The sequence below is a fragment of the Reichenbachiella agariperforans genome, assembly GCF_900142205.1.
Lineage (GTDB): Bacteria > Bacteroidota > Bacteroidia > Cytophagales > Cyclobacteriaceae > Reichenbachiella > Reichenbachiella agariperforans.
In genome coordinates this window covers 203,041-228,035 of sequence record NZ_FRAA01000003.1, presented here as the reverse complement: position 1 = coordinate 228,035, position 24,995 = coordinate 203,041, and the positions used below count along the sequence as shown (strand labels likewise).

Here is a 24,995-nt window from a genome sequence, read left to right as displayed (position 1 = left end):
GACAAGAAATACTTATAAGATGAAAAAATCAATAACGATACTTCTTTCTGTACTAGGTCTGATGACTTGGTCGAGTTGTGAAGAAAATAACGTTTTCGATGATCTGGGCGCTGCACAAGGTAGTACGCTTGCAGATGTGTATTTTGAACCGTTTGCCCCTAAGCTACAGGCGGGCGTTGAGGTCGAGAAGTTTGTTCAGTTCTGGTCTGTAGATGACTATTTCGAGTATACTGGATTATGGGAATATGTCTACCTATTTCAAGACATGACTGTGGAAGTAGAAGGCGTGATTTACGAGTCTAGTACGAGCGATGAGTTTGCTGATTGGACAGAGGTTCAGGCTTATCCATTTGACTATGCAGACTTTAATCCAGAGGAAAAAGCGTACGTCAAAACCATTACTTATCAGGTAGATAATGCTTATGATTTGGTGAGCTTGGATAAAGATGATTTGACGGTTACTGAATTTATAGAACAGACTCCAGAGGAGTATCAAGAAGATGTGTTCTCGTTTTACAGTGAAGAGTTAGGCAAGGATGCATTGCAGAACATCATAGTAGGTAATGGACTGATGACGCAGTCTGAATTTGATGCCTTGTATGATGAGAATGGTAATTTGACAGATGCTGGTCAGGCAGAAGTTATTGCCAGTTTTGAGCAACTCGGATTAGCATCTCTGATAGGCGATAGCTATACAGTTGAGAATGAATATCAAATCACCCTAGGCTACCGTGTGACCAATGGCAGTCAGAAGTTTAATGACGCTAGAAGGTCATTTTTAGTATTCTAAATTTTAAACAACTTAAATTTTATTTTTATGAAAAGTGTTTACACTCTATTGAATAAGGCAACCATTGTGTGTCTTGTATTAGGATTGGCGCTATTTAGTGCTTGTAAGGATGACGCAGAGTCAGTTCCTGATTACCGCGTAGCGTTCTCGGTTAGCAATGAAAACCCACAAGCGGGCGAGGAAGTTACTTTTACTAACGCCTCTACTGGTGGTGATAGTTTCGAATGGACTTTCGGGGATGGTGGAACGTCTGGCGATAAGAACCCAGTTTATACATATGAGGAGTCAGGAGCTTATACTGTTACGTTGATGGTAGATGGTTTTGAGGAATTGTCTGCTACTAAGGATATCACTGTAGGAGATCCTGTGCCTGTGATCATGATGTCTGTAGAGACTATCGAGGCAGGTGCTGAAGTGGTTTTTACTGCTGAAGTTTATAATCCAGATGGAGAAGAATTGACATATGCATGGGATTTTGGTGCAACTGCTACAGGTGCTGATCTAGTGGATGGTATGACTACTGTTGCTGCTCCAGCTGTTGCATTTACTGAAGCAGGTGCAGTTGAAGTGATGTTGACAGTGACATTAGCAGGTGAAGAATTATCTACTAGTGCAACGTTAGATGTTAAAGCTCAGTTGGCTAAGACACTTATCTTCACAGTAGTGGATTACGAATCTGGTGATGGTTCATTGTATTGGAAAAAACTATACACAGGAGATGCTGTTTCTGTAGCAGAGGATATGAATGTGCCTACTGCGTCTCACCCGTTGACGGTAAGAATCCATGACAACAGAGTGTATGTTTTTGATGCAGGTTTGGGTATTGCATTTTCTTCTGATGAAGCCGCTGAGGCTGATGGTACGATCTATAGTGTAGATTTGGACGACCCTACTGATTATGTGTCTATTATGGATTTTGCTGGTGGTTCTGGTGACTATACAACTGATCCGTTTTTCGGAGATGTGTCGGATACCAAAATTTACTTCGGAGACAGAAGAAATGGTATAACTGCTATCGATATTACTACTGAAAATGCAACTTATACTACAGCTGATTATCCATACTGGGTAGCGAATAACCAACTCGGATATTACTCAGCATACAGAACAGATGGTGGACCAACTTATGGATGGGGAGCACTCAATGGTTCTTTCTATGTTAGAGACAATGGAGGTAGCGAAGAATTCTGGTGGGCTAAAAACTCTAACCACAAAGGGTTGTGGAAGTTTGAAGCTGGTGATATCACTGATTTAGAATCTGCTACACCTGCTGTACCTGCATTGGGAGGTATTTTGACTAGCGAAGCAGTAAGAGCCTTTGAGGTAGATGAGACGAATCAGAAGGTTTACTTCTCTATTAATTTTGTAAACGGTACCAATGAAATGGGATTATATAGAGCTGATCTAGATGGCACGAACATTGAATTGATTGATGACACGAGATGGCATTCAGAAGGTGGTGACAGTGAGAGAACTGGTATCACTGGTATCGCTGTAGATGCTGAAGGTGGATATGTGTACTGGGGGTATAGAGCACCAGCAGATGCTGATCCTGAGGTTAATCCACTAGAAGTGAATAGTGTGAAAAGATGGAAAATCGATGGGTCAGGTGACGTTGAAATTTATGTTGCTGACGTATGGGTATATGGTCTAGCTATTGATCAAGTTAAAAAATAATGCTCATTAATATTAATGACAAGGTTACTGAATAATTAAATATAGAGTCGACCTGAGAGGGTCGACTCATTTTTTATCCTCCGATAATGCCAACTTTCCTTTCCAGCTAAAAAGAAAATAGTAATTAGATGAAAAAACACGCTTGCTTTCGACAAAGTATTACCCACTATAGTCTTTGTACTATAGCTATTCTATTGCTGATGATGTGCTCACTCGAGGCATCATGGGGGCAAACTTACAAGGCTGAATACCGTGCGGTGTGGGTAGCGTCAGTTAGTAATCTCGACTGGCCTAGTTCTGCCAATCGTACTAATATGGAAGCACAGAAGCAGGAATTAATTGATATCTTAGATTCGGCAGCTGCTTGGAATCTCAACGCAATATTTCTGCAAATAAGACCGCAGTCCGATGCATTTTATGAGTCAGCACTTGCCCCTTGGTCGGAGTATGTGTCAGGCGCTAGAGGGACTAGCCCAGGATATGATCCTTTGGCTTTTGCAATCGAAGAAGGCCACAAACGTGGTATAGAAATTCATGGATGGCTCAACCCTTATCGTTATGAAACCTCTCTTGGCAAGAATGACGGAAAACCAGGCGACTACAATGCGGATCATCCAGAGTGGATGCTTCGATACGAAACTTCTAGAATTTTCAATCCAGGTGTTCCAGAAGTAATGGAGCATCTCAAAGATGTTGTAGGAGAGATAGTGAATAACTATGACATAGACGGGATACACTTTGATGATTACTTCTACCCATACTCGGGCACGAGCAACGAAGATCAAGCTACCTACGAAACCTATGGAGGGGATTTTGATGATATAGGGGATTGGAGAAGAGATAATGTAAATACCATGATTGGAATGGTTAAGGATACCATCGAATCTCTAAAGCCTTATGTACGGTTTGGGATCAGTCCATTTGGTATCCATGGCAATGGCGAAAATCCTGAGGGAATCTCAGGTCTAGATGCATACAATGCAATCTATACCGATGCTGAGCAGTGGTTGAGTTCTGGCAATATTGACTATGTGTGTCCACAGCTATACTGGCCTACAGGTGGAGCACAAGACTTTGCGACATTGCTCCCGTGGTGGGCAGAGCTTGCTTATGAAAATGATCGTCACGTCATGGCAGGGCATGGAATATACAGGTATGCCAACAATCCAGATGTTTCGGCTCGTGGAAGAGCCACAATTCATGAAGATAAAAAATATTTTGATGTTGATGATCCGAACGGGCGTACTCTAGCGGATCCATGGACATTGGAGCAGATTTCGACACAGATCGATATCGTACGGGACAACAGGGATATCAATGCCTTGGGTGGATGTTTTTTTCGCTACCAAGATTTTATCCGTGTCAATGGAATCAAAGATCAGATAGTCGAAAATCACTATCAAGATGTAGCATTGATGCCATCTATGACGTGGAAGACAAGCGAAACCCTAACCGCTCCTGCTAACCTGCACTGGGATGAAGACGAATCAGGTATATACTTTTTGAGTTGGGATGAGGGGAATAGCGCAGATAGATATGTGTTGTACGCATCCTCTACTGACTCACCTACAGAAGCGTTTTTTGAAGACCCTGCAAATATTTTGCGAGTTGTATATGGTGACTATTACTATATAGAGGATGGGGATATGAATAGTGATGTACGTCCGTACTTGTTCATGTCAACCTACGACCGCTATGGCAATGAAAGTACTGAGCGATCGATGATTGAAGTAGATGCTCCTGTAGGTGTGCCGACATTGGCGAGTCCAGAGGATGAGAGTACTAGTCAGCCTACGGATTTTGATTTTGAGTGGACATCAGTCCCTAATACTCAGTCGTATTTGTTAGAACTATCTCTTTCAGAGGATTTTGCTCAGATTGATTTAACTCAGACGGTTTCAGGAACTTCTTTTAATGCTACAGGTATAGAGCTTTTGGGTGATACGCAGTATTATTGGAGGGTTTCTCCTGTCAATTTTGCAGGTACTGGATCGGCGAGTGTGGTCTACTCGTTTAGTACAGGGTTCCCTTCTATACCTAGTATCGTATCTCCTGTGACTGGTTCAGATTTGATCCCATTGAAACCACTGTTCGAATGGAGTCAAGATGATTTGGTTACAGGAGTCACTTTAGAGATAGCACGCGGGGGAAGCCAATTCGAAAGCTACAATGTGGTTTTCACTGAAACACTCGGAGGAGTGAGTGAGTATCAAATGACAGAGGAACTCGACGAATGGACAACCTATCATCTACGACTCAAGGTGTTTAATGATTTAGGAGAGAGTATTTGGGTCTACAGTAGTTTCAAAACATTGATCGTACTCCCTGAGCCTTCCGTGATTTATTCACCGCTCATGCAGAGTAATCTATTAGAGGGAGATGTTTTAGAGGTGGAATGGAGTAAATCTGATTTGGCTAAGGGATATAAGGTGACGATTTCATCGGACGCTGAGATGTCTACTGTTATTGACACTTTTGAGAGTTTTTCAGTGAATGATACTACCACGTCTTTTAGTGGTTTGATGGGAGGTGATTATTATGTATCGGTTCAGGGTAAAAATGTCGGTGGGTATGGACAACCTGCACAAGTATCCATTAGCATAGATAAAATCTTAGGGGTGTATGATGACTTGTCAGATGAAATAGCGCCAGCAATGCAGGCTATTTATAGCATGTCTGGTGATGTGAAAGTGGTATTTAGAGATGCCGATGTAAGCGTATCTAATCTGGAACTGTATAATGTGCTAGGGAGGAGGCTTTCGATCCCAGATCTGAACTATGATGTATCGAATGCCCCTGTGTTGAGGTTAGAAGGTCAAATGCCAGGCACTTTGATTTTAATACTGAGAACTGATAGTACCTATGAGAGAATTAAAGTGCTAATAAGGTAGTTCTAACGATTTGCATGCTTTGTTTTTGATTTGTTGCATGTTTTTGGTTTTAAACGTGCAATAAAAATGCAAATAGTGATTTTATTTTGCGTTAATTGTGTAAATTTGCATTAGTTAGTAATTGTTTTAGAACTGTGGTTTTTTATTCGCACTATGACCACAGGTTAGTATTAGAGTTTGAAATTGTTAGTCATCAGAGGAGTGGATCATAGTCTAAGCTCCTCTGATCTAATTTTAGATCCAAAAATGGAAAAAACGAGTATAGAAAGTCCAATAGAAATTTTTGAACATTCCCTAGAGGCTTCAAAGAAGATAGCGAGTAGAATCGCACAGTTGATTATAGCAAAGAAGGAGGTAGGTCAGATGGCTGTTTTGGGGTTGGCTACAGGATCATCTCCGATAGAGGTTTATAATGAACTGGTACGAATGCATCGTGAAGAGGCATTGAGTTTTCAGAATGTCATTACGTTTAATCTTGATGAGTATTTTCCAATGGCACCTGATCGTGAGCAGAGTTACCATCGGTTTATGAACGAGTACTTGTTTGATCATGTAGACATACTTCCAGAAAATATCCATATCCCAGATGGAACCTTGACTAGTGTAGAGTCAGTGAATAAATATTGTCAAGCGTATGAGGAGAAAATAGACGAAGTAGGAGGAATAGATTTACAGATTTTAGGGATTGGACGTACGGGGCATATTGGTTTTAACGAACCTGGGTCAACTTTAGAGTCTATTACTAGACTGGTGACCTTAGATAACAAGACTCGTGTAGATGCAACCAAAGACTTTTTCGGCAAACACAATGTACCCAAAAATGCCGTTACCATGGGGATCAGTACGATTCTAAAATCGAAACAGGTTGTACTCATGGCTTGGGGGGAAGGTAAAGCGGAGATCGTAGAGCGTGCGATCAATGGTCACATGTCAGCGCAAGTACCAGCGACCTTTCTACAAAACCATATGAATGTCACTTACTATTTTGACATGCCGGCAGCATCAGAACTAGCCCAGGTGAAGACGCCTTGGTTATTGGATTCGATCACATGGGATGCCCTAATGGTTAGAAAAGCAGTTGTATGGTTGTGTGAGATACTAGGGAAACCGATTTTGACCTTGACCAATGAGGACTACAATGAAAACGGCCTTAGTGAGTTGCTGACCAAACGGGATTCAGCCTATAAGATTAATATTGAAGTTTTTAATCAACTGCAGCATACGATTACTGGATGGCCAGGAGGCAAACCTAATGCTGATGATAGCCAGAGACCAGAACGAAATACGCCTTTTCCTAAGCGCACACTTATATTTAGTCCACACCCAGATGATGATGTGATTTCTATGGGAGGGACTTTGTTGCGGTTGGTAGAGCAAGGGCACGAAGTACATGTTGCTTACCAAGTGTCTGGTAATATCGCTGTGTTTGACGAGTATGCTTACAACTATCTGGATTTTATGTGTGATTACAATCAGATGATAGATGTAAAAAACGAAAAACTGATAGCACTCCGAGACGAGGTTCGTGACTATATGCAGTCGGATCAAAGTGGTAATAAGGCACCAGATGCACTAAGGGAGCTCAAAGGGCAACTTAGAAAAAATGAAGCCAAAGCGGCATGTCGTTATTGTGGTGTCGATGAGAAGAATTTGCATTTTATGAACCTACCGTTTTATGAGACGGGAGAGGTGAAGAAGAAGCCTTTGGGCGAAGAAGATATTCAATTGACGATGGATCTACTCCAAGAGCAGCAGCCTCATCAGGTGTTCTTAGCAGGTGATTTGTCTGATCCACATGGTACACATAGAGTGTGTTTGGAAGCCATCTTTGAAGCTATGCGCCGTCTCAAAAATGAAGCTTGGACGGACAACTGTAAAGTATGGATGTACCGAGGTGCGTGGCAGGAATGGGATATTGCTGATATAGAGATGGCAGTACCGATTAGCCCTGAGGAGCTGATGAAAAAGAGGCAAGCTATTTTTAGACATCAATCTCAAAAAGATGGAGTGGCATTTCCTGGTAGTGACGCACGTGAGTTTTGGCAAAGAGCTGAGGATAGAAACAGACATACCGCTAGACAATATGATAAACTAGGGATGGCACAGTATGAAGCCATGGAGGCTTTCGTAGAATGGGATTTTAAAAACGAATAGAAAGGTTGAATAGTCATAAGCAAATGATTTTGTTGGCAGAAAGTGGTTCGACCAAGACCAGTTGGAAATTGATAGATCCAGACGGATCAGTTAAGTCTTTTTCCAGTCCAGGGATCAACCCTGTCTTGCAACGTAGTGGTCAAATAGAAGAGGATCAGGCTGGGTATTTATCTCCTATCCATGGAGAGCAGGTAGATGAGGTCTATTTCTATGGTGCAGGCTGTGGAGGAACAGAGTCCAGCGGGAGTGTCAGAGAATGGTTGTCATCACTGTTTCCATCAGCGACACTGACGGTGGATAGCGACCTGATTGCTGCAGCTAAATCTTTGTTCGGGGATGATAATGGTGTAGTAGCGATACTAGGTACGGGTTCCAATTCTTGTTATTATGAAGATGGGGAGATAAAGAGAGGAGTACCTAGTTTAGGTTATATCCTAGGAGATGAAGGGAGTGGTAATCAGATAGGTAGTCAGTTGATCGCTGACTACCTCAGAGGAGTCATGCCTACCGAAATTCAAAATTTCATAAGAGAACAATTCAATATTACGGAATCGTCCGTATTGACACAGGTTTATTCACAGCCATATCCTAATCGATATATGGCAAGTTTCGTGGCTCCTATATCTAAAGCTTTTGGGGATCATCGTTACTTTCAAAACGTTTTAGAGTCACAGTTTAGAGCTTTTTTTGACAATTGTTTATCCAAATATAGTGAGTTGGGCTATTGTCAAATAGGGTTTGTTGGATCCATTGCATATCATTTTAGAACCATGTTGAAAAAACTATGTGAGGTCTACGAGTTTGACTTGCGAGCAGTGAACGAGAAACCTATAGATCAATTGATCGAGTATATTAAAACCAATCAAAAAACACATTAATACACATTAAAAGAATAGATATGACGATAACTGAATCACCATCTAACTTTAGTGATCTTGATAAAATGAGTGTATTAGAATTACTGTCTAATATCAATAAAGAAGATCATGGAGTATCCAAAGCTGTAGAGAAAGTAATACCTCAAGTCCAGCTATTGGTCGAGGGTATAGTTAGACGAATGAAAAAGGGAGGAAGGTTATTCTATATAGGAGCGGGTACTAGCGGTAGACTAGGTATTCTGGATGCATCAGAATGTCCACCTACCTATGGCGTCTCTCAGGGATTGATTGTCGGGATCATCGCTGGAGGAGATCAAGCGATTAGAGTAGCTGTTGAAAATGCTGAAGATGATGAGAATCTGGCGTGGGAAGAACTATCCAAGTATGATATCAATGAGTTAGACTCAGTGATTGGGATCGCTGCGTCAGGTAATACTCCCTATGTAGTAGGTGGTGTGAAAAAAGCCAAAGAGATGGGGATATTCACTGGAGGGATTTGTTGCAATATTGATACCAAACTGGTGGCTGTCGCAGACCATACGGTCGAGGTGATTGTTGGTCCTGAGTTTGTTACAGGAAGTACACGTATGAAAGCAGGGACTGCTCAAAAACTAGTGCTCAATATGATTTCGACTTCTGTCATGATCAAGCTGGGCAAAGTAAAGGGCAACAAAATGGTGGATATGCAATTAAGCAATAAGAAACTGGTAAAGCGCGCTATTCGTATGATTATCGAAGAAACTGGCGTAGAACACGATGTTGCGGCAGAACTATTGGATAAGTATAAATCCGTAAGAAATGCTGTGGACAACTATAAGGGCGTAACGCAAGGGGTATTAAGTAAGTAATGTGTTCAGGCTAAGGTTCGTTATAGTATTTTGGTTTTGTCCTGACCTTTTAATTGGCGATGTTTCGGTGATTAAAAGGTCAGGACAAAATTCTTTTTAGTACTTGCGATACAATTTAATATTTGTTTAAATGAGAAATGAGATTTGTCTTTGGGTATTGGTATTGATGGTCTTTGCTTCCTGTGAGGAAAACAAGATAGTGGATAGACCGGTTAGTTTTGATCAAGAGCGAGTGGATTTGACTCTGCAGTATCTCGACGAACACTATGGTCTGGTACAGGAGAAGCCGACGATCGATCCTAAGATGATTGTAGTCCACTATACGGTGATTCCTACATTAGAGAAGTCTATAGCAGCTTTCGAAAATTCTAAGTTGCCCAACTGGAGGCCAGAGATTGCAGGAGCAGGAGCACTGAACGTATCTGCTCATTTTTTGGTCAATCAAGATGGGACTATATATCGCCTGATGCCAGAGAACTACATGGCAAGACATGTCATAGGACTCAATCACTGCGCCATAGGAATTGAGAATGTAGGAGGTACGGATGCAGTACCGTTAACTCCCTCTCAGGTCAAAGCCAATGTATGGCTCGTTTCGTATCTCAAAGAGAAGTATGATATTCAATATTTGATTGGCCATGACGAGTATACATTGTTCGAAGGGCATGATCTGTGGTTGGAAAAAGATGCTGGTTACCGTACCGTGAAGTCTGATCCAGGCAAAGCTTTTATGGCTGCAATTAGAGAGCAGACGGATGATTTGGGATTCTTGCCATTGCCTGAGCCAAAGTTGAAAACACCTCTACAATAGTTGTCTATAGATATGATAAAGAGATTTTATTTAGTCCTATTCTTCTTGCCGACATTAGCGATGAGTCAACCGACTTTTGACAAGTTATACGAGGGATATGAAGACTATCGTGAGCCGACGCTGACACATCTAAGATTCAAACATGCGGACATACAGCCGCTCATTGAACAGTATAAAGAGATCAAAGGATTCGAGGTTAGTGTATTAGGGCATTCTATCGATGGACGTAGTGTCTCTATGATTTCTGTAGGTACTGGAGATACTGATATTTTGCTATGGTCTCAGATGCATGGTGATGAATCTACGGCTACTATGGCGATTTTCGATATGCTTAACTTTTTGTCGGATAAAAAATCGTTTAAAAAAGAGAAAAAAGAATTGCTGAAACAGGTGCGGTTGCATTTTGTGCCTATGTTGAACCCAGATGGTGCTGAGGTATTTCAAAGGCGCAATGCGCTTGATATTGATATCAACAGAGACGCGCTACGTTTGCAAACATCAGAGGGACAAATCCTCAAGGCGGTTCGGGATAGTTTGGATGCTGAGTTTGGGTTTAACCTTCACGACCAAAGTCGCTATTATAATGCTGAGCGCACGGCTAAACCAGCTACGATTTCTTATTTAGCTCCTGCTTACAATTATGATAAGGACATCAACGATGTCCGAGCCAATGCCATGAAAGTCATCGTATTGATGAATGACATTATCCAAAAATATGTACCTGGTCAAGTAGGACGTTATTCGGATGATTTCGAACCTCGCGCCTTTGGAGACAATATTCAAAAATGGGGGACTAGTGCTATTTTGATCGAGTCAGGAGGTCAGTACAATGATCCCGACAAGCAGGAAATTCGCAAACTCAATTACATGTCTATTCTTGCTGCTATTTTCAGTATAGCGGACGAGAGTTATGCTCAGGTGTCTATAGACCGTTATGAAGAAATACCTCAAAACGACAGAAAACTATTTGATCTAAAAATAGAAAATTTGACTTACGTCCGAAATGGAAAGCCTTACCGGATGGACGCTGGGATACATCATTATCAAATCGATAATGAGGCACATGATGATTATCATTTTGTGGGAAAAATTTCCGAGGTGGGAGATTTGTCAACCTATTATGGCTTTGAGACTTTGGACGCTACAGGATTGACCTATCGAGAGGCAGGAGTGGTAGACGGGTCGAGCGATAGTTTAGCGATCAGTACGGATGAGTTGCTAGGCTATCTGAGAGAAGGTAAAGCGTGGATCAAAACAGATTCTATCTCTGCAGAGACTAAGTACAGTGAGTGGCCGATCAACCTGACAACTACCGCTGATATGGATAAACTAAAAGCTGATTTGAAGCTGAGAAGTGGTGCTACATTTCTGCTGATGGAGGACGAAAATGTTCGCTATGTAGTGCTTAATGGTTTCTTGTATGATGTGAAATCAAATCAGCTCAAGATAAAAAATGGTGTGATTGTTCGGTAGTTTTTAGCGTATGTGTAGGGTAGACATAGCAAAGGGGTTTTGGGTGATGGTCATGTCATTGATCTTAAGCTTGTCTATGTCGGTATCTGCACAATTACCCAATGGCTTTGTGTATGTACAGACACTCGATTCTACTATTATGCTTGACTTGCGGTATTATTCTACCAATAACTTCGTAGGAGATACCATCGATGGGTACGAGGCTCCAGTATTGATTCTGTCTCAGAAGGCAGGAGAGGCACTTGCACAGGTGCAGCAGGATTTGAATGGGCGTGGTTATGGCCTAATCGTATATGACGGCTATCGACCACAGCGTGCGGTTAATCATTTTTCTAGGTGGGCATCCGATCTTAGTGATCGTAGAATGAAATCTGTGTTTTATCCTCATGTTCAAAAGAGTCGGTTGTTTCAGTTGGGATATATAGCCCATAGATCTGGACATTCTAGGGGTAGCAGCGTGGACTTGTCTTTGATCGATCTGTACACGAAGCGACCGTTGGATATGGGTAGCCCCTTTGACATGTTTGATGTTCGGTCTCATCATGAGGCGATGGTTTCCAAAACACAATTAGCCAATAGAGAATTACTGAAAGCTACGATGCGGGAATATGGATTTAGGCATTATCGTAAGGAGTGGTGGCATTATACATTAAACCAAGAGCCTTTTCCTAATCAGTATTTTGATTTTCCTGTTCGTTGATTTTTTGATCCATACCATCCTAGTGTTGCTTATTTTTTTCATGTACTAATGATGTACTTGAATGTTTGATTTTGTGAATGCCACAAGTATTCATTGATCCTGAATTATGCAATCAGTGAATTATGTATTGAAAAATTAGAGAGTTAAATGTAAGGTGGTCTATGAGGTAAACAGCGTTTTATTAAGCATAAGATTTTAACCGATAATAGGGTTAAACTATAACTGAGATTCAGTTCTCAAAAAGCCCAAACCCTATTAGCTGTTTTTCTTTTTCTATTAACGTTGATGGTGTTATTGCATCACTCGGGTTTATGCTCTTTTTTGACGCTGATTGACAGGTATCTTCGGTGAGTTCTTTATATGTGTCTGTGATGTGACGTGTGTAATTAATTGTCTTTCAGTTGATATGGGTTGTGATGGGGAAATTGTGTGACTCCTTTTTGTAAAGATTGACTCACTTAAAATTGTTATAGATAATAGTATATGAAGAAAAACATAGATACGATAATCATAGGAGGAGGGATTGTAGGACTCTCTTGTGCATATTATTTACAAAAGGAAGGAGTAGAAGTCGCAATCATAGAAAAGGGTGCGCCCAAGGATGCCTGTTCTCATGCCAATTGTGGTTTAGTCAGTCCTAGCCACGCGCTTCCTCTCAATAGTCCGGAACTGATGATGAAAGCCATGAAATGGCTTTTTCAGAGTGATTCTCCATTTTATATCCGTCCTCAGTTAGATGCCAATTTTATCTCATGGATGTTGGGGTTTGGTCTCAATGCTCGTGCTGATAAGGTGCAAAAAGCCATGGAGGGGCGAAATAACTTGATGCTAAGTTCAAAGGCATTGTTTAAGGATATCATTAAGGAGGAGAATATTGATTGTAATTGGTCTGATGAGGGGATTATGTTTGCTTTTGAGTCGGAAAAAGCATTTGATAAGCATGCTGCGATCAATCGTCGATTGACGGACTTGGATATGCAGCTGATGGCAGATCCTATGGTGGGTGATGCATTATATCAAAAAGAGCCAGCATTGAGTGAAAACGTACATGGAGGATGGTGGTATCGGTTCGATGCATCCATTAAACCTGATCTGATGGTAGCAGGACTCAAGAAAACACTCAAACAAAAAGGAGTTCAGTTTTTTGAAGAAACGGAAGTAGTGGGGTTTGAAAGTGCTAATTATCAGATAACAGGAATTAATACCAACCGTGGGGATTTCAAAGCTAAAAATATAGTGCTAGCGACAGGAGCGTGGTCTCCCAAAGTAGTTGATGATCTAGATTTGAAAATTCCCATTGTCCCAGGTAAAGGATATAGTATTACAATGAAGTCTCCTGGTTTTAGTCCCAAAATGCCCTGTATCATGGAGGAGAAAAAGGTGGTTGCTACACCATGGAATGGGAGCTATCGCCTAGGAGGTACCATGGAGTTTGCGGGATACAATACTGAGCTGAATAAGGTTCGGTTCAATGCACTTAAAAAGGCAGCGAATATCTATTTGAGAGATCCATACACAGATGATGTATTGGAACACTGGTATGGCTGGAGACCGATGACCAACAATGGCTTACCTATCATAGATCATGCCCCGAAGTATAGAAATATGCTTATGGCCTGCGGTCATAATATGCTCGGGCTCAGTATGGGACCTGCCACGGGTAAGCTCGTTTCTGAGATTTTGACAGCTAAAGAGACACACATCGATCCTAGCTATTATGCGCTGAGAGGCAATTTTAACTAAACCAACACAAAGTAAATGAAGCTAATATTACACGAGTATGATTTGAAGCTGAAACACAGGTTTAGCATTGCACACGATTCTAGAGATATTCAGAAATCCTTGATTTTGGAGTTACGAGATGGGCAGTTTTCAGGTTTTGGAGAGGCGACAGCTAGCAAATATTATGGCTATAGCATAGAAGAGATGAGAGCCATACTGGAAGTCAATCGTGAGCAGATCGAGTCTTATCAGTATCAAAGCCCTGAGGAGTTTTGGGTAGATATGTCTACTGAGATGTCTGTTAATTCTTTTGCTCAGTCTGCTTTAGACGTAGCTGTCAATGATCTCTATGCCAAATCAAAAGGAGTCTCGCTGAGCAAACTATGGGGGGAGGAAAGCTCACATAACCTGGTGTCTAACTATACGATTGGGATAGATACAATAGAGAAAATGGCTCAGAAACTGGAGGAGTTCCCATGGCCTAGTTATAAAATAAAACTAGGTACCAAAGAAGATATCGCGATCATCAAAGAGCTCCGAAAGCTCACAGATGCGAAGTTTCGGGTGGACGCCAACTGTGGGTGGGGAGTAGAAGAGACGCTCATTAATGCCCGCGAGATGATAGGGCTAGGTGTAGAGTTTATAGAACAGCCTTTGGTAGCTGACGATTGGCTCGGGATGAAGACTTTGTATGAAAAAAGCCCTTTGCCCATCATCGCTGATGAGAGTATTGTAGGCGAAGGTGATATCGAGCGGTGTTATGGTTTCTTTCACGGCGTGAATATCAAACTCATGAAGTGTGGGGGATTGACACCAGCCAGAAGAATGATTAGTAAAGCAAAATCCTATGGAATGAAAGTGATGGTGGGATGCATGACAGAGTCATCAGTAGGTATCTCGGCTATAGCTCAGCTATTGCCGTTGCTAGACTATGTGGATATGGATGGTTTTTTGCTGCTAGAAAGTGAGATCGCTGATGGTGTACGTTTGGCTAACAATACCATCGTGGTGCCAGATTCGGCAGGCATAGGAGTCTCTTCTTTGATTAGTTGAGATTGCCAAGACGACTTAATAGTCTTGAAACCTTATTTAGAATAAAGATTGAAACCCTAAAATGCAAAAGATACAAACACCTTTTTATTACTACGATTTAGACTTATTGGATCAGACGCTATCCAAGATGGTGCGTGCCAGAGGGGATAGTTCTTTTCATGTACACTATGCTTTAAAGGCGAATGCCGAGGCTAAAATCTTAGCAAAAATGAAAGCTACCGGACTCGGAGTAGACTGTGTCAGTGGGGGTGAAGTTAGGTATGCGTTAGAACAGGGGTTTGGTGCGGATCAAATTGTCTACGCAGGAGTGGGTAAGACGGATTGGGAATTGGAACTAGCCATATCGAGTGAAGTACATGGGATTAACTGTGAGTCGATAGAAGAGCTGGTAGTGATCGCCGAGGTGGCTAATAAATTGCAAAAATCAGCGAATGTTTACTTGAGACTCAACCCAAATATAGATGCGAAGACTCATCCAAATATCACAACGGGAACTTTACGTAATAAATTTGGTATTCCCGCAAATGAGCTGTGGCTAGCGCTGGAAGAACTAGCGAAATACCCTTGTTTGGTTTTTGCAGGGCTACATTTTCATATAGGCTCTCAGATCGAAGACTTATCTCCTTTTGTAAGATTATGCACAGAAGTTAATGTCTTGCAGAAGGCACTTCGTGACAAAGGATATAATCCAGCCAATGTCAATGTTGGTGGGGGATTGGGTATTGATTACAAAAAACCTGATGCGAACCCAATAGCGGATTTTGACACTTATTTTGAAAACTATAGACGGTACCTTAATATTTATGATAACCAGCAAGTTCATTTTGAACTGGGTAGGTCGCTTGTCGGGCAGGTAGGGTATTTGTTTTCGGAGGTGCTTTACATCAAGAAGACTAAGGAATTGGATTTTGCAATCATAGATGCGGGAATGTCAGAGTTGATGAGGCCTGCCTTGTATGGTGCCAGGCACGTGATTCAGAATGTGAGTTCTGTACTTCCAGATCATGAGTATGAAGTCGTAGGGCCCATTTGTGAAAGCACAGACACTTTTGGGAAACATGTTTTGCCTACAACACAAAGAGGTGATTTGTTGCAGATACGTTCGGTAGGAGCCTATGGCAGTGTCCTATCGACCCAGTATAACATGAGAGGTGAAAACCAACCCATGTTCTCTGACGAAGAAAATGCACAGCAGTTTTTTTCGGCGCTACACGCTGAGGTGTAGGACGGGCTAAACCTTGATAAAAATTTTCTTTCGGTACAGTACATAGCCAAATGCCCAGCAGATACTGACCACTGTCATGGCAAAACAGAGGGATGCGAGTTTGGCTTGATTAGGAAACGCTCCCATATAGATGGTTTCATAGCACCAGCGGTAGAACCTCACCGTTTCGCCCTCAGCGTCTTTCCATGTGATGATGTAGACCATTACCTTGGATAGTACTCCAGAAAAAACAAAAATTATCATAGGGTTCATCCCGAAAACGATGAAGGGCTTGGTCCACCTGTTGTAGCCTCTAATGTCAATGATCTCTATTAATAGTGCCAGTGTAATGCACGCTATACCGCCAGCAAACAAAACATAGCTGCTAGACCAAATAGGTTTATTGATGGGGAATACTGTATCCCATACCAGTGCAAGAAGTACAGTGCTCGTTCCTATTAAGAGTAGATTTTTGACTAATAAATTCTTGTCATTGAAGGACTGTACGGTGTAGCCGGCTAGATAGCCAAACATCGCAGTGACAATGGCAGGTAGGGTACTCAATAGCCCTTCAGGATCGAATGGGATTCCGAACCCTTTGTAGATGTGGTTTTCTCCAAGTATGGCTAAATCCACTGCGGTAGTAATGTTTCCTTCTAGAGAGAAAGGTTCAGCCCCCCCCAACCAATACAGCAGCCCCCAGTAGGTCAGTAGTATTCCTGTACCGATTTTCCAAATCGACTGGATAGATACTGAGATGCAGATCAAGGAAGCAGCTCCATATACTAGTGCAATTCGCTGTAATACCCCCATGATTCGCAGCGTGTCTAATGAGCGATTGAAAAAAGGGAAATAGTTGAGCAAAAGCCCAATCATGAATATAGTAATCGTTCGCTTGATGATTTTCTTCGTCAGTTCAGAGGTCAGGCCTTGATCAAACTTCGAGAAGGAAAAAAACATAGACACACCGACAATGAAAATAAAGAATGGAAAAACCATATCTGTAGGAGTCGCCCCATGCCAAGATGCGTGGAGCAGTGGCGGGAAAACATGCGACCAAGATCCAGGTGTGTTGACCAATATCATAAAAGCGATGGTCATACCTCTAAATACATCTAACGCAAGTAAACGTTGGTTTTTTTGGGGAGCTATGTTTTGTGTCATGCGATTTATACTAGTTAATGCTTTATGTGCAATATGCATGTAAAAGTGCATAAAAAACGCAATTAATTGAGTGTATCTAAGTGTAAAATCATATTTGTTGAGGGTTTTAACTTGTTTCGAGTGGATTACATTGTTTCTGTGAAGGGATTGAGCGGTTGCAAGTACAGTCAGTGGCCAGTGTTGTTTGACCGAACGTTGTTCTGTCAAAAGATTCATGTTTCGTGAAAAAGAGAGAAGTTCGACTTAGACGATTTCTTCTTTGTTTACAATGATCTTTTCTTCCTCTGGATTGAGTTTCAGTTCCTCGATAATGAGGTTAAGAGTCGGACGGCTCAGGGATAGTAGAATCATGGAGCCAACATAGGTCATGATAAACAAACCACTTCCTGTGATATACAGCATGATCGTAGAGCCCATGTTGATACCTGCGAATATCCAAAACCGCTTGTATAGTGTAGCGTAGTAGGCTGATAGTTTAGCTCTTAGCGTTGATTGCTCTTTGGCGATTTCTTTTTCTTTTTGATGTACTTGTTGTGTACGCCAAGTCAAGTAGGCTAGAGTCGCTATTGCAGGAAGCGAAACAGCCCAAAGCTGCCATGAACCTAGAGACATCACGCCAAGATTGCCACTGTGCTTTTCTAGGACTAAATACCCAAAGGGGAGCAGCGTGATCGCTACTGTGAGATTAAATACTGTATATATTTTATTGTAGTATTCTTCTCCGTTTTTGAATCGAAGTGCCAAATCTGATTTAATCTTTAGAGGCTCGAATTTGATCCAGCTGTTCGAGTTCTTCTCTGATCTCTACCATACGGTCTGGGAAGTCGGTGATGATTCCGTCTACTCCCATATTGAGCATTTTGATCATGTTCTCACGCTCATTGACGACATAGGTAAACACTTTGTATCCACGGGCCTTGAAGCGAAAGAGTCTGCGCTGTGAGAGTGTCGTGAAATGTGGGTTGAGTGTATTATAGAATTCGTGTTTGTTACGGTGATCGGTAAATGATTTAGCATTGATATAAAATGCTAGAATGTGAGTTTCCTCTTCACCCATCATGATTTTTTTGAGCTGTACCGTAGAGTCTGCCTCGTAGGCTTCTTCGAGATACGCTTCGTCATAGGCTTGTACGATCGCCCATTCTTTTGCCTCGTACTCGTCAATGATCTCAATGACTCGTGCTGCAAAGCCATCGTAAAACTCGTGTCCTTTGGATTTGATATCAATGACGCATTCCATTTTGCCATGGATGAGTTCTAGTGTCTCTTGTAGGGTAGGGATTTTTTCCCCTTTGTACTGTTCATGATCTCCGAACCATGAGCCTGCATCTAGTTGTTTGACTTCAGCAAGAGTCATTTTGTGGATTTTTCCTGTGCCGTTGGTGGTACGGTCCACATCTTCATCATGGAATACGACCACTTCGCCATCTAGCGTATAATGTACGTCGATCTCTACCATGTCTGCTCCCATATCCATGGCCTTTTGAAATGCCGCTAGCGTATTCTCTGGAGCTACACCAGAGGCACCTTTGTGTCCTACGATCTTGAAGTTCCTTTTTTTGATATCTTCTATATCGTCACTTACCACATAGCGTTGATAGAACCATGGTTCATAGAGCCACATCATGGCAAGAAATAACATCATTGGGAGTGCGTACCAGATAAAGTTGCGACTATTCATACGTTGCTTTCAGAAAGTTGAACTATTTGGGCTTAAAAATACTACAAGTATACTAACTTAAAAAATGCGCGAAGGTATAGGATGGGCATTTGAAATGGTAGTCTTTTATTAGTTTGCCTGCTAGCTTTTTAGCCCTTTTGAATAGGGGAGTATCAGAACGAATTTTCATGCAGTATAAACGATTGATTAATTGTCAGATAGCGATAACCGTGACGCTGATCATAGCCTTCGCATCAGGATGTCAACAGGAGAGAGTAGAGAGGAAAGAAATAATCATAGATGCCCCCAGTGCGATTGGAACGGAAGAGGATCCTCATGCTCGCGCGGCGTTTGAGCGGATGCAGCTCGTAGACCCTGCGACACATGAAATCCCTGAGCTGATCAATCAGCATCAGGTTAACTATGCGAGGCAAGTATTGGCGGGTCAAAACCACAAAGCCCGAGTGACCGCCTCTGAATGGAGGCCTCTCGGCCCGGTCAATGTCGGTGGACGAACCAGAGCCTTAGCGATAGATGTGACGGACGAAAATATCTGGCTCGCAGGTGCTGTATCAGGCGGGATGTACCGTTCGACGGATCAGGGGATCAACTGGGAGCGAACGACTCATCCAGCCATGCTCAACAGTGTGACGTGTATCGCTCAGGATACCCGTCCGGGTTTTGAGCATATATGGTACTACGGCACAGGTGAGCTACGTGGTAGTTCGTCCCGTGCATCAGGAGCGCCCTATCGTGGAGATGGCATCTACCGATCGGTAGATGGAGGTGAGACTTGGGATGTGCTCGTGAGCACGAGTATGAATCGACCTGCGGATTTCGAGAGCCCGTTCAACTATGTCTGGGATATTGTAGTGGATCAGTCCGGTAGCGTGTATGCGGCATTGTATGGCTGTGTCGTCAAGTCCGACGATGGAGGGCAAACTTGGGATGTGGTGTTAGGACCTGATCTTTTGCATCCCGAGCTCTTCGTACCACCGATAGAGGATCTTAATGAGTCTGGCGCGCCATTCTATACCAGTGTGCTCCTCACAGATGCGGGACAGCTGTATGCGAGCATGAGTTCTTTTACGGCGCTGGGGTATCGGTCGCAGTACGCAGGAGTCTATCGTAGAAATGCCGTAGACGTGTGGGAGGAAATCACGCCATTTGGCTTCCCGATAGAGCATGACCGCACGGTGATGACTTATAGCCCTAGTCAGGGAAATTGGCTTTATGTACTGACCGAATCTGCTAGTTTGAATTTCTGGAGGTTTGATGGGACGAACTGGCAGAATCGGTCACAATATTTGCCAGCAGTCCAAGACACCTTACCTGCTATCGATACCCAAGACTCCTACAATGTCCTAGCGAGAGCGCACCCCCTAGATCCTAACATCGTGTTTTTGGGAGGGACTAATCTTTACCGCTCTACCAACGGGTTTAGTTCGTCGGATCAGACGACATGGATAGGGGGCTATGACCCAGATGGGACGACTGCTGCCAAATACCCAGGGCATCACCCTGATCAGCATGAGTTGTTGTTTATGCCTTCTGACCCGAATCAGGTTCTCTCTGCCAATGATGGTGGTGTGCGCTATACGTCCCAAATCTTAGCGCCTAAGGTGACCTGGCAGGCTCGCAATAAGGGCTATGTTTCCTCACAGTTTTATACCATAGCACTATCCAAAGACGAAGAGAGCAACAAGGCGATTGGCGGTATGCAGGACAATGGTACCTATATGAAGGTTTTTGCGAGTGAAAACTCATCTTGGAAGGAAATATTAGGTGGAGATGGCTCTTATGCGGCCACTACACCAGAAGAAAAGTTCTGGTACGTCTCCTTCCAAAGTGGTCAAACCTATAGACTGACACTCAACAAAGAGAATGAGTTGACTTCTTTTGCGGAGGTAGACCCAGTGGGGGGAGAGGGCTATCTTTTTATCAATCCATACATGCTAGACCCCAACAATTATAACCGCATGTATATGGCGGCTGGTAGAGTCGTCTGGCGCAACGATAACCTCCAACAAATCCCTAGTGGTAAGCAGAACCCTACATCAGTCAACTGGTCTCAGATCGCAAGTACCGAGGGGTCGAGTTCTGCCGTTTCGTCACTCGATATATCTACGCATCCTGCGCATGTACTTTATCACGGTACGTCTTATGGAGCAGTTTTCAAGACCATATATACCAATACCGATACCGCACAAACAGACTTTGTGTACCAACATGTGATTCAAGATGATGCTGGTAGAGAGTCTAGTGGATATATATCGAGCATAGCGATAGATCCGACAGATGCTCAGCGTACGATGTTTACCTACTCCAATTATCATTTTCCGAGTGTGTTTTTTACCCCGGATGGGGGACAGACCGTAGTGGATGTCAGTGGCAACATGGAGGAGAACCCAGATGGCAGTGGAGGTGGATCGAGTGTGCGCTGGTGCGAGATTGTTCCGTTACAAAACGGCAGTTACTTGTATTTCTTGGGTACAAGTACAGGTCTGTACAGTACTACAGCCCTAGATGGCGCGCAGACAGTGTGGGTCAAAGAGGCTGACGAATCTATTGGGAACTCGGTCGTTAGTATGCTGGATTACCGTTCGTCAGATGGCAAACTCATCGCAGCGACGCATGGCAATGGCACCTTTGAGACCAATATAGAGGGGACACTGGAGATTACCCCAGAACCAGTGGAAGGTAGTATAGAGGTTCTGACTGCCTACCCGAATCCTTTTGAGGATCAAGTGACCCTGTTGTTTAGTATCCCTGAGTCAGGAAGGGCAGTGGTACAAGTACTCAATAGTGCAGGACAGTTGATCAAAACCATCCTCAATGCAGAGCAGTTTGCTGGGGAAGTGTCGGTCACATGGGATGGAACCAATGCTACTGGCACACCGGTCGATCCAGGGATGTACTTCTACCGTGTCTATTATGATGGTGCCTTGAAATCTGGAAAATTACTTTATAGGAATTAATACCACTATGCAGGAAACTTTTTGGGTCTACTGCGTAAGAGTATTTTTCATTAACCCAAAACTGAAACCATGCCCAATAGAAATTTTCTTCTCTATGCTGTTCCAGCGTTGATCTGGGGATCGACGTGGTTTGTCATCACCTTTCAGCTCGGTGTAGTGGATCCCTTGATATCGGTCGTCTATCGCTATGTGCTGGCAGGAGTGATAATGATGCTCTATTGCTGGATTCAGAAACTGCCCATGCGGTTTTCGGGACGGCAACATTTTTTTATGGCACTACAGGGCGCTTTTCTTTTTGGGATCAACTACTGGATGGCCTATAAGGCCGAAGAGTATATCCCTAGCGGGCTGATGGCGGTGGCGTTTTCTACCATTGTATTTGCCAATTCTATCCTCGGTTATCTACTCATGGGCAAGCCGATCAACCGTGGTGTCATCATCGGTGCGTTATTTGGGTTGACAGGTACCTTGCTCATCTTTAGCCGTGAGTTTTTCTCAATGGCATTTTCTGATCAGATACTTTGGGGTGCTGGGATTGCGATGGGCTCAGTACTGTTGGCATCTCTGGGCAATCTCGCCTCTGCCAGAAATACCGCCGCAGGCGTACCCGTGATTCAGGCCAATGCCTACAGTATGGTATATGGTGCCGGGATGATGGCGCTACTCGGTCTAGCGCTGGGCAAAGAATTCGTCTTTGTCTGGACGACTCAGTATGTGTTGTCTCTGCTTTATTTGTCCATATTTGGTTCCATCATCGCCTTTGGTTTTTATCTGACCCTAGTCGGGAAGATCGGAGCAGACAAGGCTGCCTATGCTTTGGTGGTGATCCCGATCATTTCTATCGTACTGTCCACGCTTTTCGAAGGGTATCAGTTCACCGCATATTCCTTTGGAGGTATTGCCTTGATTATACTAGGCAACCTGTTCGCACTGCGCAAAAAGAAGGTGGTGAAAGTGGCTTGATTGGTTTTGTAACGTATCTGCTCTATCTAGTGTCACGCCATTGCAACCTATTTTCTTGACATACCATTACACCCTATATACACTCTAGCATCTACTAAACAATCAATAGCAGTTGTTTTTCATAGAATGACCAGCCGTTGCAAAACGAGGGATTGGGAGGGGTGTTGTGACTAGTCATGAGGAGAAGAAAGAGTGATGCTTCAATAGCATCATGCGTTTAGCCTTTTTGGCGTAATGCGTGTTACCTTCTGGTCTTAGATTAAGAGATAGCGATGCTAAGCTCGTATGTTGCTAAAATATGCCCATAAAATGAATAGGATCTGCAGAGGGATTCTAAACCATAAATAGAGGAGACCATACCCATCGAATGTTCCTTTCTGGTAGTTCACGTGATGAATGGATGCATATATATTGGCAGGAAGCATGAGTAGTAGAAAAACAATTAGTACCCATCCTGTGATCGTTTTTAGCTGAGGGATAAGTAAGCCGATGGCGAGTAGGATCTCAAAAACACCAGTGAAGTAAACTATGCTTTCGCTAAAGGGAATAAATGGTGGGATCATCATAGACATGCCCTTGGTAAATGCAAAATGTCCTATCGCAGTAAAAGCTAGCATGATCGACATAGCTATTCTAGCAGATAGGCCAAAATCATAGTCTTTTTGGGTGATTCTAATTGCTACAATGGAAATGGCAAAGCTGAGTATAAGTACAATGAGTGGTTTCATGTTTGTCTGAATAATTGAAATGCAAAGTTCAGAAAGCATGCGCGCAGAAACAATGAACCCAGGTTAAGTAATGCGCTTTCTGATTCTGCTCAATGCCTGTGGTGTCACGCCGATATACGAGGCGATGTATTTTAGTGGGATTTGCTGCAGTAGCTTTGGTCTGTCGGAAAATAGATCTAGGTACCGTTCTTCTGCCGTTTTGCTCAATAGAGCAAGTTCTCTTTTGGACTTGATCAAAAACATCTTTTCAGCCATTTTGCGTCCAATGATGTTGCCACTGTGGGTTTGCTCGTACACTTCGTGTAAGTCTCGATGCGATATTCTCCACAAAGTGGTTTCTGTCAACGTCTCTATTTGGTATTCGGAGGGCATTTGTGTCAAAAAGGAATCGTAGGCAGTCACAAATTCATTTTCGAATAAAAAGCCAAAGGTTAAATCTTGTTCTGCTCTGGGGATGTAGAGTCTGACTATTCCTTTGGTAATAAAGGATAGTGCATTTTCTGTTTCTCCCATCTCCAAAAGGTGTGTGTGTTTGTGAAGGGTTATAGTTTTTAGTTTGGAAGAGAAAAACTGCCAATCACTATCATTCATAGGCGTAATGCGCTCAATAAACTGTCTAATCTGGTTCATCTGTAGTTTTTGTTGTAACAATTTGATCTTCTACCCAAATCGTCCTCGTTTGTAACGAGGATGGTATGGTTTGAGCATTTGCAATGCGATCAGAGCAGAACATGTAGTATATAAGAACCCGCTGTTCGACTTTTGTAAAGTCGAATACCTGTTGTTTTAGGTCTTCCGCAGGGCGACTGAAAATCAATCCTATAAAAACAGTGTCTCCGACACGGATCAGCTACTCGATCACCTCTATTGACAGCAAACCTTTCCGAGCTGCATATTCTCTTGCACTACGATACAGATATGCTGCTGGTTCATCAACTATCCGTGAATTTATAAGCAGACCTCAGCATGAAGGTAGAAAAATCCTGCTAGACAAACCCTGTCGGAGACTCTATTGATTATGTAAAGGTTGATTGAAGACAATGTGCGATTGATGCATTTCAGACAAGGTTTTAATAAAGTTAAATAGTACGAACCCTAAGACTGAGAAGACTTCAAGCGGCGATCTGGCCTTGCGCAAGGTCGACTCTCTCCTTGCGCAAGAGGGAGCCTGTGCTTGTGCAAGCTCAACTGTCTGCTTGCCCAAGGTGGACCTTCTGCTTGCGCAAGCAGAAACCCGAACCTTTATTACTTTCCTCAAAGCGATCTGAAAGCCTTTGATCCACTACCTGTACTTTGATCTT

19 protein-coding genes are annotated in these 24,995 nt (G+C 42.8%); 14 read left to right on the top strand and 5 right to left on the bottom strand.

Going from position 1 to position 24,995, the window contains the following annotated elements; translation table 11 throughout:
- Positions 1–19 precede the first annotated feature (19 nt).
- From BUB99_RS10135 to lysA, 12 genes are all read left to right on the top strand, one after another.
- Positions 20–790, top strand: coding sequence for a hypothetical protein (locus tag BUB99_RS10135; RefSeq protein WP_073122135.1), 771 nt, complete (start codon positions 20–22; stop codon positions 788–790).
- Between the two features lie 27 nt (positions 791–817).
- A complete protein-coding gene (locus tag BUB99_RS10130; protein WP_084190492.1) occupies positions 818–2,467 on the top strand; it encodes a PKD domain-containing protein in 1,650 nt (549 codons plus the stop codon).
- Positions 2,468–2,595: 128 nt separating this feature from the next.
- Positions 2,596–5,358, top strand: a complete 2,763-nt coding sequence (locus BUB99_RS10125) for a family 10 glycosylhydrolase (RefSeq protein WP_084190491.1) — start codon at positions 2,596–2,598, stop codon at positions 5,356–5,358.
- Positions 5,359–5,604: 246 nt separating this feature from the next.
- Positions 5,605–7,512 carry a glucosamine-6-phosphate deaminase gene (gene nagB / locus BUB99_RS10120; protein ID WP_073122129.1) on the top strand — a complete coding sequence of 636 codons (1,908 nt, stop codon included), beginning with the start codon at positions 5,605–5,607 and terminating at the stop codon, positions 7,510–7,512.
- 5 nt (positions 7,513–7,517) lie between these two features.
- Positions 7,518–8,390, top strand: coding sequence for a hypothetical protein (locus tag BUB99_RS10115; RefSeq protein ID WP_139280964.1), 873 nt, complete (start codon positions 7,518–7,520; stop codon positions 8,388–8,390).
- Positions 8,391–8,410: 20 nt separating this feature from the next.
- Positions 8,411–9,238 carry an N-acetylmuramic acid 6-phosphate etherase gene (murQ, locus tag BUB99_RS10110; RefSeq protein ID WP_073122124.1) on the top strand — a complete coding sequence of 276 codons (828 nt, stop codon included), beginning with the start codon at positions 8,411–8,413 and terminating at the stop codon, positions 9,236–9,238.
- 130 nt (positions 9,239–9,368) lie between these two features.
- Positions 9,369–10,049: an N-acetylmuramoyl-L-alanine amidase gene (locus BUB99_RS10105; protein ID WP_073122122.1), complete on the top strand. Its 681-nt coding sequence runs from the start codon at positions 9,369–9,371 to the stop codon at positions 10,047–10,049.
- 12 nt (positions 10,050–10,061) lie between these two features.
- Positions 10,062–11,522 carry a M14 family zinc carboxypeptidase gene (locus tag BUB99_RS10100; RefSeq protein WP_073122537.1) on the top strand — a complete coding sequence of 487 codons (1,461 nt, stop codon included), beginning with the start codon at positions 10,062–10,064 and terminating at the stop codon, positions 11,520–11,522.
- Positions 11,523–11,532: 10 nt separating this feature from the next.
- Positions 11,533–12,222 (top strand): M15 family metallopeptidase, encoded by a 690-nt coding sequence (locus BUB99_RS10095; RefSeq protein ID WP_084190490.1) that lies wholly within the window; start codon positions 11,533–11,535, stop codon positions 12,220–12,222.
- 483 nt (positions 12,223–12,705) lie between these two features.
- Complete coding sequence (locus BUB99_RS10090; protein ID WP_073122119.1) at positions 12,706–13,965, top strand: NAD(P)/FAD-dependent oxidoreductase; 1,260 nt, start codon at positions 12,706–12,708, stop codon at positions 13,963–13,965.
- Between the two features lie 15 nt (positions 13,966–13,980).
- Complete coding sequence (locus BUB99_RS10085; RefSeq protein ID WP_073122117.1) at positions 13,981–14,997, top strand: dipeptide epimerase; 1,017 nt, start codon at positions 13,981–13,983, stop codon at positions 14,995–14,997.
- A 61-nt stretch (positions 14,998–15,058) separates the two neighbouring features.
- Positions 15,059–16,222 (top strand): diaminopimelate decarboxylase, encoded by a 1,164-nt coding sequence (gene lysA / locus BUB99_RS10080; RefSeq protein ID WP_073122115.1) that lies wholly within the window; start codon positions 15,059–15,061, stop codon positions 16,220–16,222.
- Positions 16,223–16,228: 6 nt separating this feature from the next.
- On the opposite strand, the gene BUB99_RS10075 is transcribed toward lysA, so the two are convergent.
- The 3 genes from BUB99_RS10075 to BUB99_RS10065 form a co-directional block, all read right to left on the bottom strand.
- Positions 16,229–17,365 (bottom strand): acyltransferase family protein, encoded by a 1,137-nt coding sequence (locus tag BUB99_RS10075; RefSeq protein WP_073122113.1) that lies wholly within the window; start codon positions 17,363–17,365, stop codon positions 16,229–16,231.
- 243 nt (positions 17,366–17,608) lie between these two features.
- Entirely contained in the window at positions 17,609–18,109 is a 501-nt protein-coding gene (locus BUB99_RS10070; RefSeq protein ID WP_073122111.1) for a hypothetical protein, read from the bottom strand.
- A gap of 7 nt (positions 18,110–18,116) precedes the next feature.
- On the bottom strand, positions 18,117–19,046 hold the full coding sequence (locus BUB99_RS10065; RefSeq protein ID WP_073122109.1) for a glycerophosphodiester phosphodiesterase: 930 nt from the start codon (positions 19,044–19,046) through the stop codon (positions 18,117–18,119).
- Positions 19,047–19,213: 167 nt separating this feature from the next.
- On the opposite strand from BUB99_RS10065, the gene BUB99_RS10060 reads away from it, so the two are divergent.
- On the top strand, positions 19,214–22,003 hold the full coding sequence (locus tag BUB99_RS10060) for a FlgD immunoglobulin-like domain containing protein (protein ID WP_073122107.1): 2,790 nt from the start codon (positions 19,214–19,216) through the stop codon (positions 22,001–22,003).
- A 69-nt stretch (positions 22,004–22,072) separates the two neighbouring features.
- Positions 22,073–22,966, top strand: a complete 894-nt coding sequence (locus BUB99_RS10055) for a DMT family transporter (protein WP_073122106.1) — start codon at positions 22,073–22,075, stop codon at positions 22,964–22,966.
- 275 nt (positions 22,967–23,241) lie between these two features.
- Here the strand turns inward: BUB99_RS10055 and BUB99_RS10050 are convergent, their stop codons facing one another.
- Positions 23,242–23,694, bottom strand: coding sequence for a DoxX family protein (locus BUB99_RS10050; protein ID WP_073122104.1), 453 nt, complete (start codon positions 23,692–23,694; stop codon positions 23,242–23,244).
- A gap of 63 nt (positions 23,695–23,757) precedes the next feature.
- Entirely contained in the window at positions 23,758–24,324 is a 567-nt protein-coding gene (locus BUB99_RS10045) for a Crp/Fnr family transcriptional regulator (RefSeq protein WP_073122102.1), read from the bottom strand.
- Positions 24,325–24,995 lie beyond the last annotated feature (671 nt).

Coding starts and splice junctions, on each gene's coding strand:
- BUB99_RS10135 (WP_073122135.1), top strand. CDS start 20: ATGAAAAAATCAATAACGATACTTCTTTCTGTACTAGGTCTGATGACT.
- BUB99_RS10130 (WP_084190492.1), top strand. CDS start 818: ATGAAAAGTGTTTACACTCTATTGAATAAGGCAACCATTGTGTGTCTT.
- BUB99_RS10125 (WP_084190491.1), top strand. CDS start 2,596: ATGAAAAAACACGCTTGCTTTCGACAAAGTATTACCCACTATAGTCTT.
- nagB (WP_073122129.1), top strand. CDS start 5,605: ATGGAAAAAACGAGTATAGAAAGTCCAATAGAAATTTTTGAACATTCC.
- murQ (WP_073122124.1), top strand. CDS start 8,411: ATGACGATAACTGAATCACCATCTAACTTTAGTGATCTTGATAAAATG.
- BUB99_RS10105 (WP_073122122.1), top strand. CDS start 9,369: ATGAGAAATGAGATTTGTCTTTGGGTATTGGTATTGATGGTCTTTGCT.
- BUB99_RS10100 (WP_073122537.1), top strand. CDS start 10,062: ATGATAAAGAGATTTTATTTAGTCCTATTCTTCTTGCCGACATTAGCG.
- BUB99_RS10095 (WP_084190490.1), top strand. CDS start 11,533: ATGTGTAGGGTAGACATAGCAAAGGGGTTTTGGGTGATGGTCATGTCA.
- BUB99_RS10090 (WP_073122119.1), top strand. CDS start 12,706: ATGAAGAAAAACATAGATACGATAATCATAGGAGGAGGGATTGTAGGA.
- BUB99_RS10085 (WP_073122117.1), top strand. CDS start 13,981: ATGAAGCTAATATTACACGAGTATGATTTGAAGCTGAAACACAGGTTT.
- lysA (WP_073122115.1), top strand. CDS start 15,059: ATGCAAAAGATACAAACACCTTTTTATTACTACGATTTAGACTTATTG.
- BUB99_RS10075 (WP_073122113.1), bottom strand. CDS start 17,365: ATGACACAAAACATAGCTCCCCAAAAAAACCAACGTTTACTTGCGTTA.
- BUB99_RS10065 (WP_073122109.1), bottom strand. CDS start 19,046: ATGAATAGTCGCAACTTTATCTGGTACGCACTCCCAATGATGTTATTT.
- BUB99_RS10060 (WP_073122107.1), top strand. CDS start 19,214: ATGCAGTATAAACGATTGATTAATTGTCAGATAGCGATAACCGTGACG.
- BUB99_RS10055 (WP_073122106.1), top strand. CDS start 22,073: ATGCCCAATAGAAATTTTCTTCTCTATGCTGTTCCAGCGTTGATCTGG.
- BUB99_RS10050 (WP_073122104.1), bottom strand. CDS start 23,694: ATGAAACCACTCATTGTACTTATACTCAGCTTTGCCATTTCCATTGTA.
- BUB99_RS10045 (WP_073122102.1), bottom strand. CDS start 24,324: ATGAACCAGATTAGACAGTTTATTGAGCGCATTACGCCTATGAATGAT.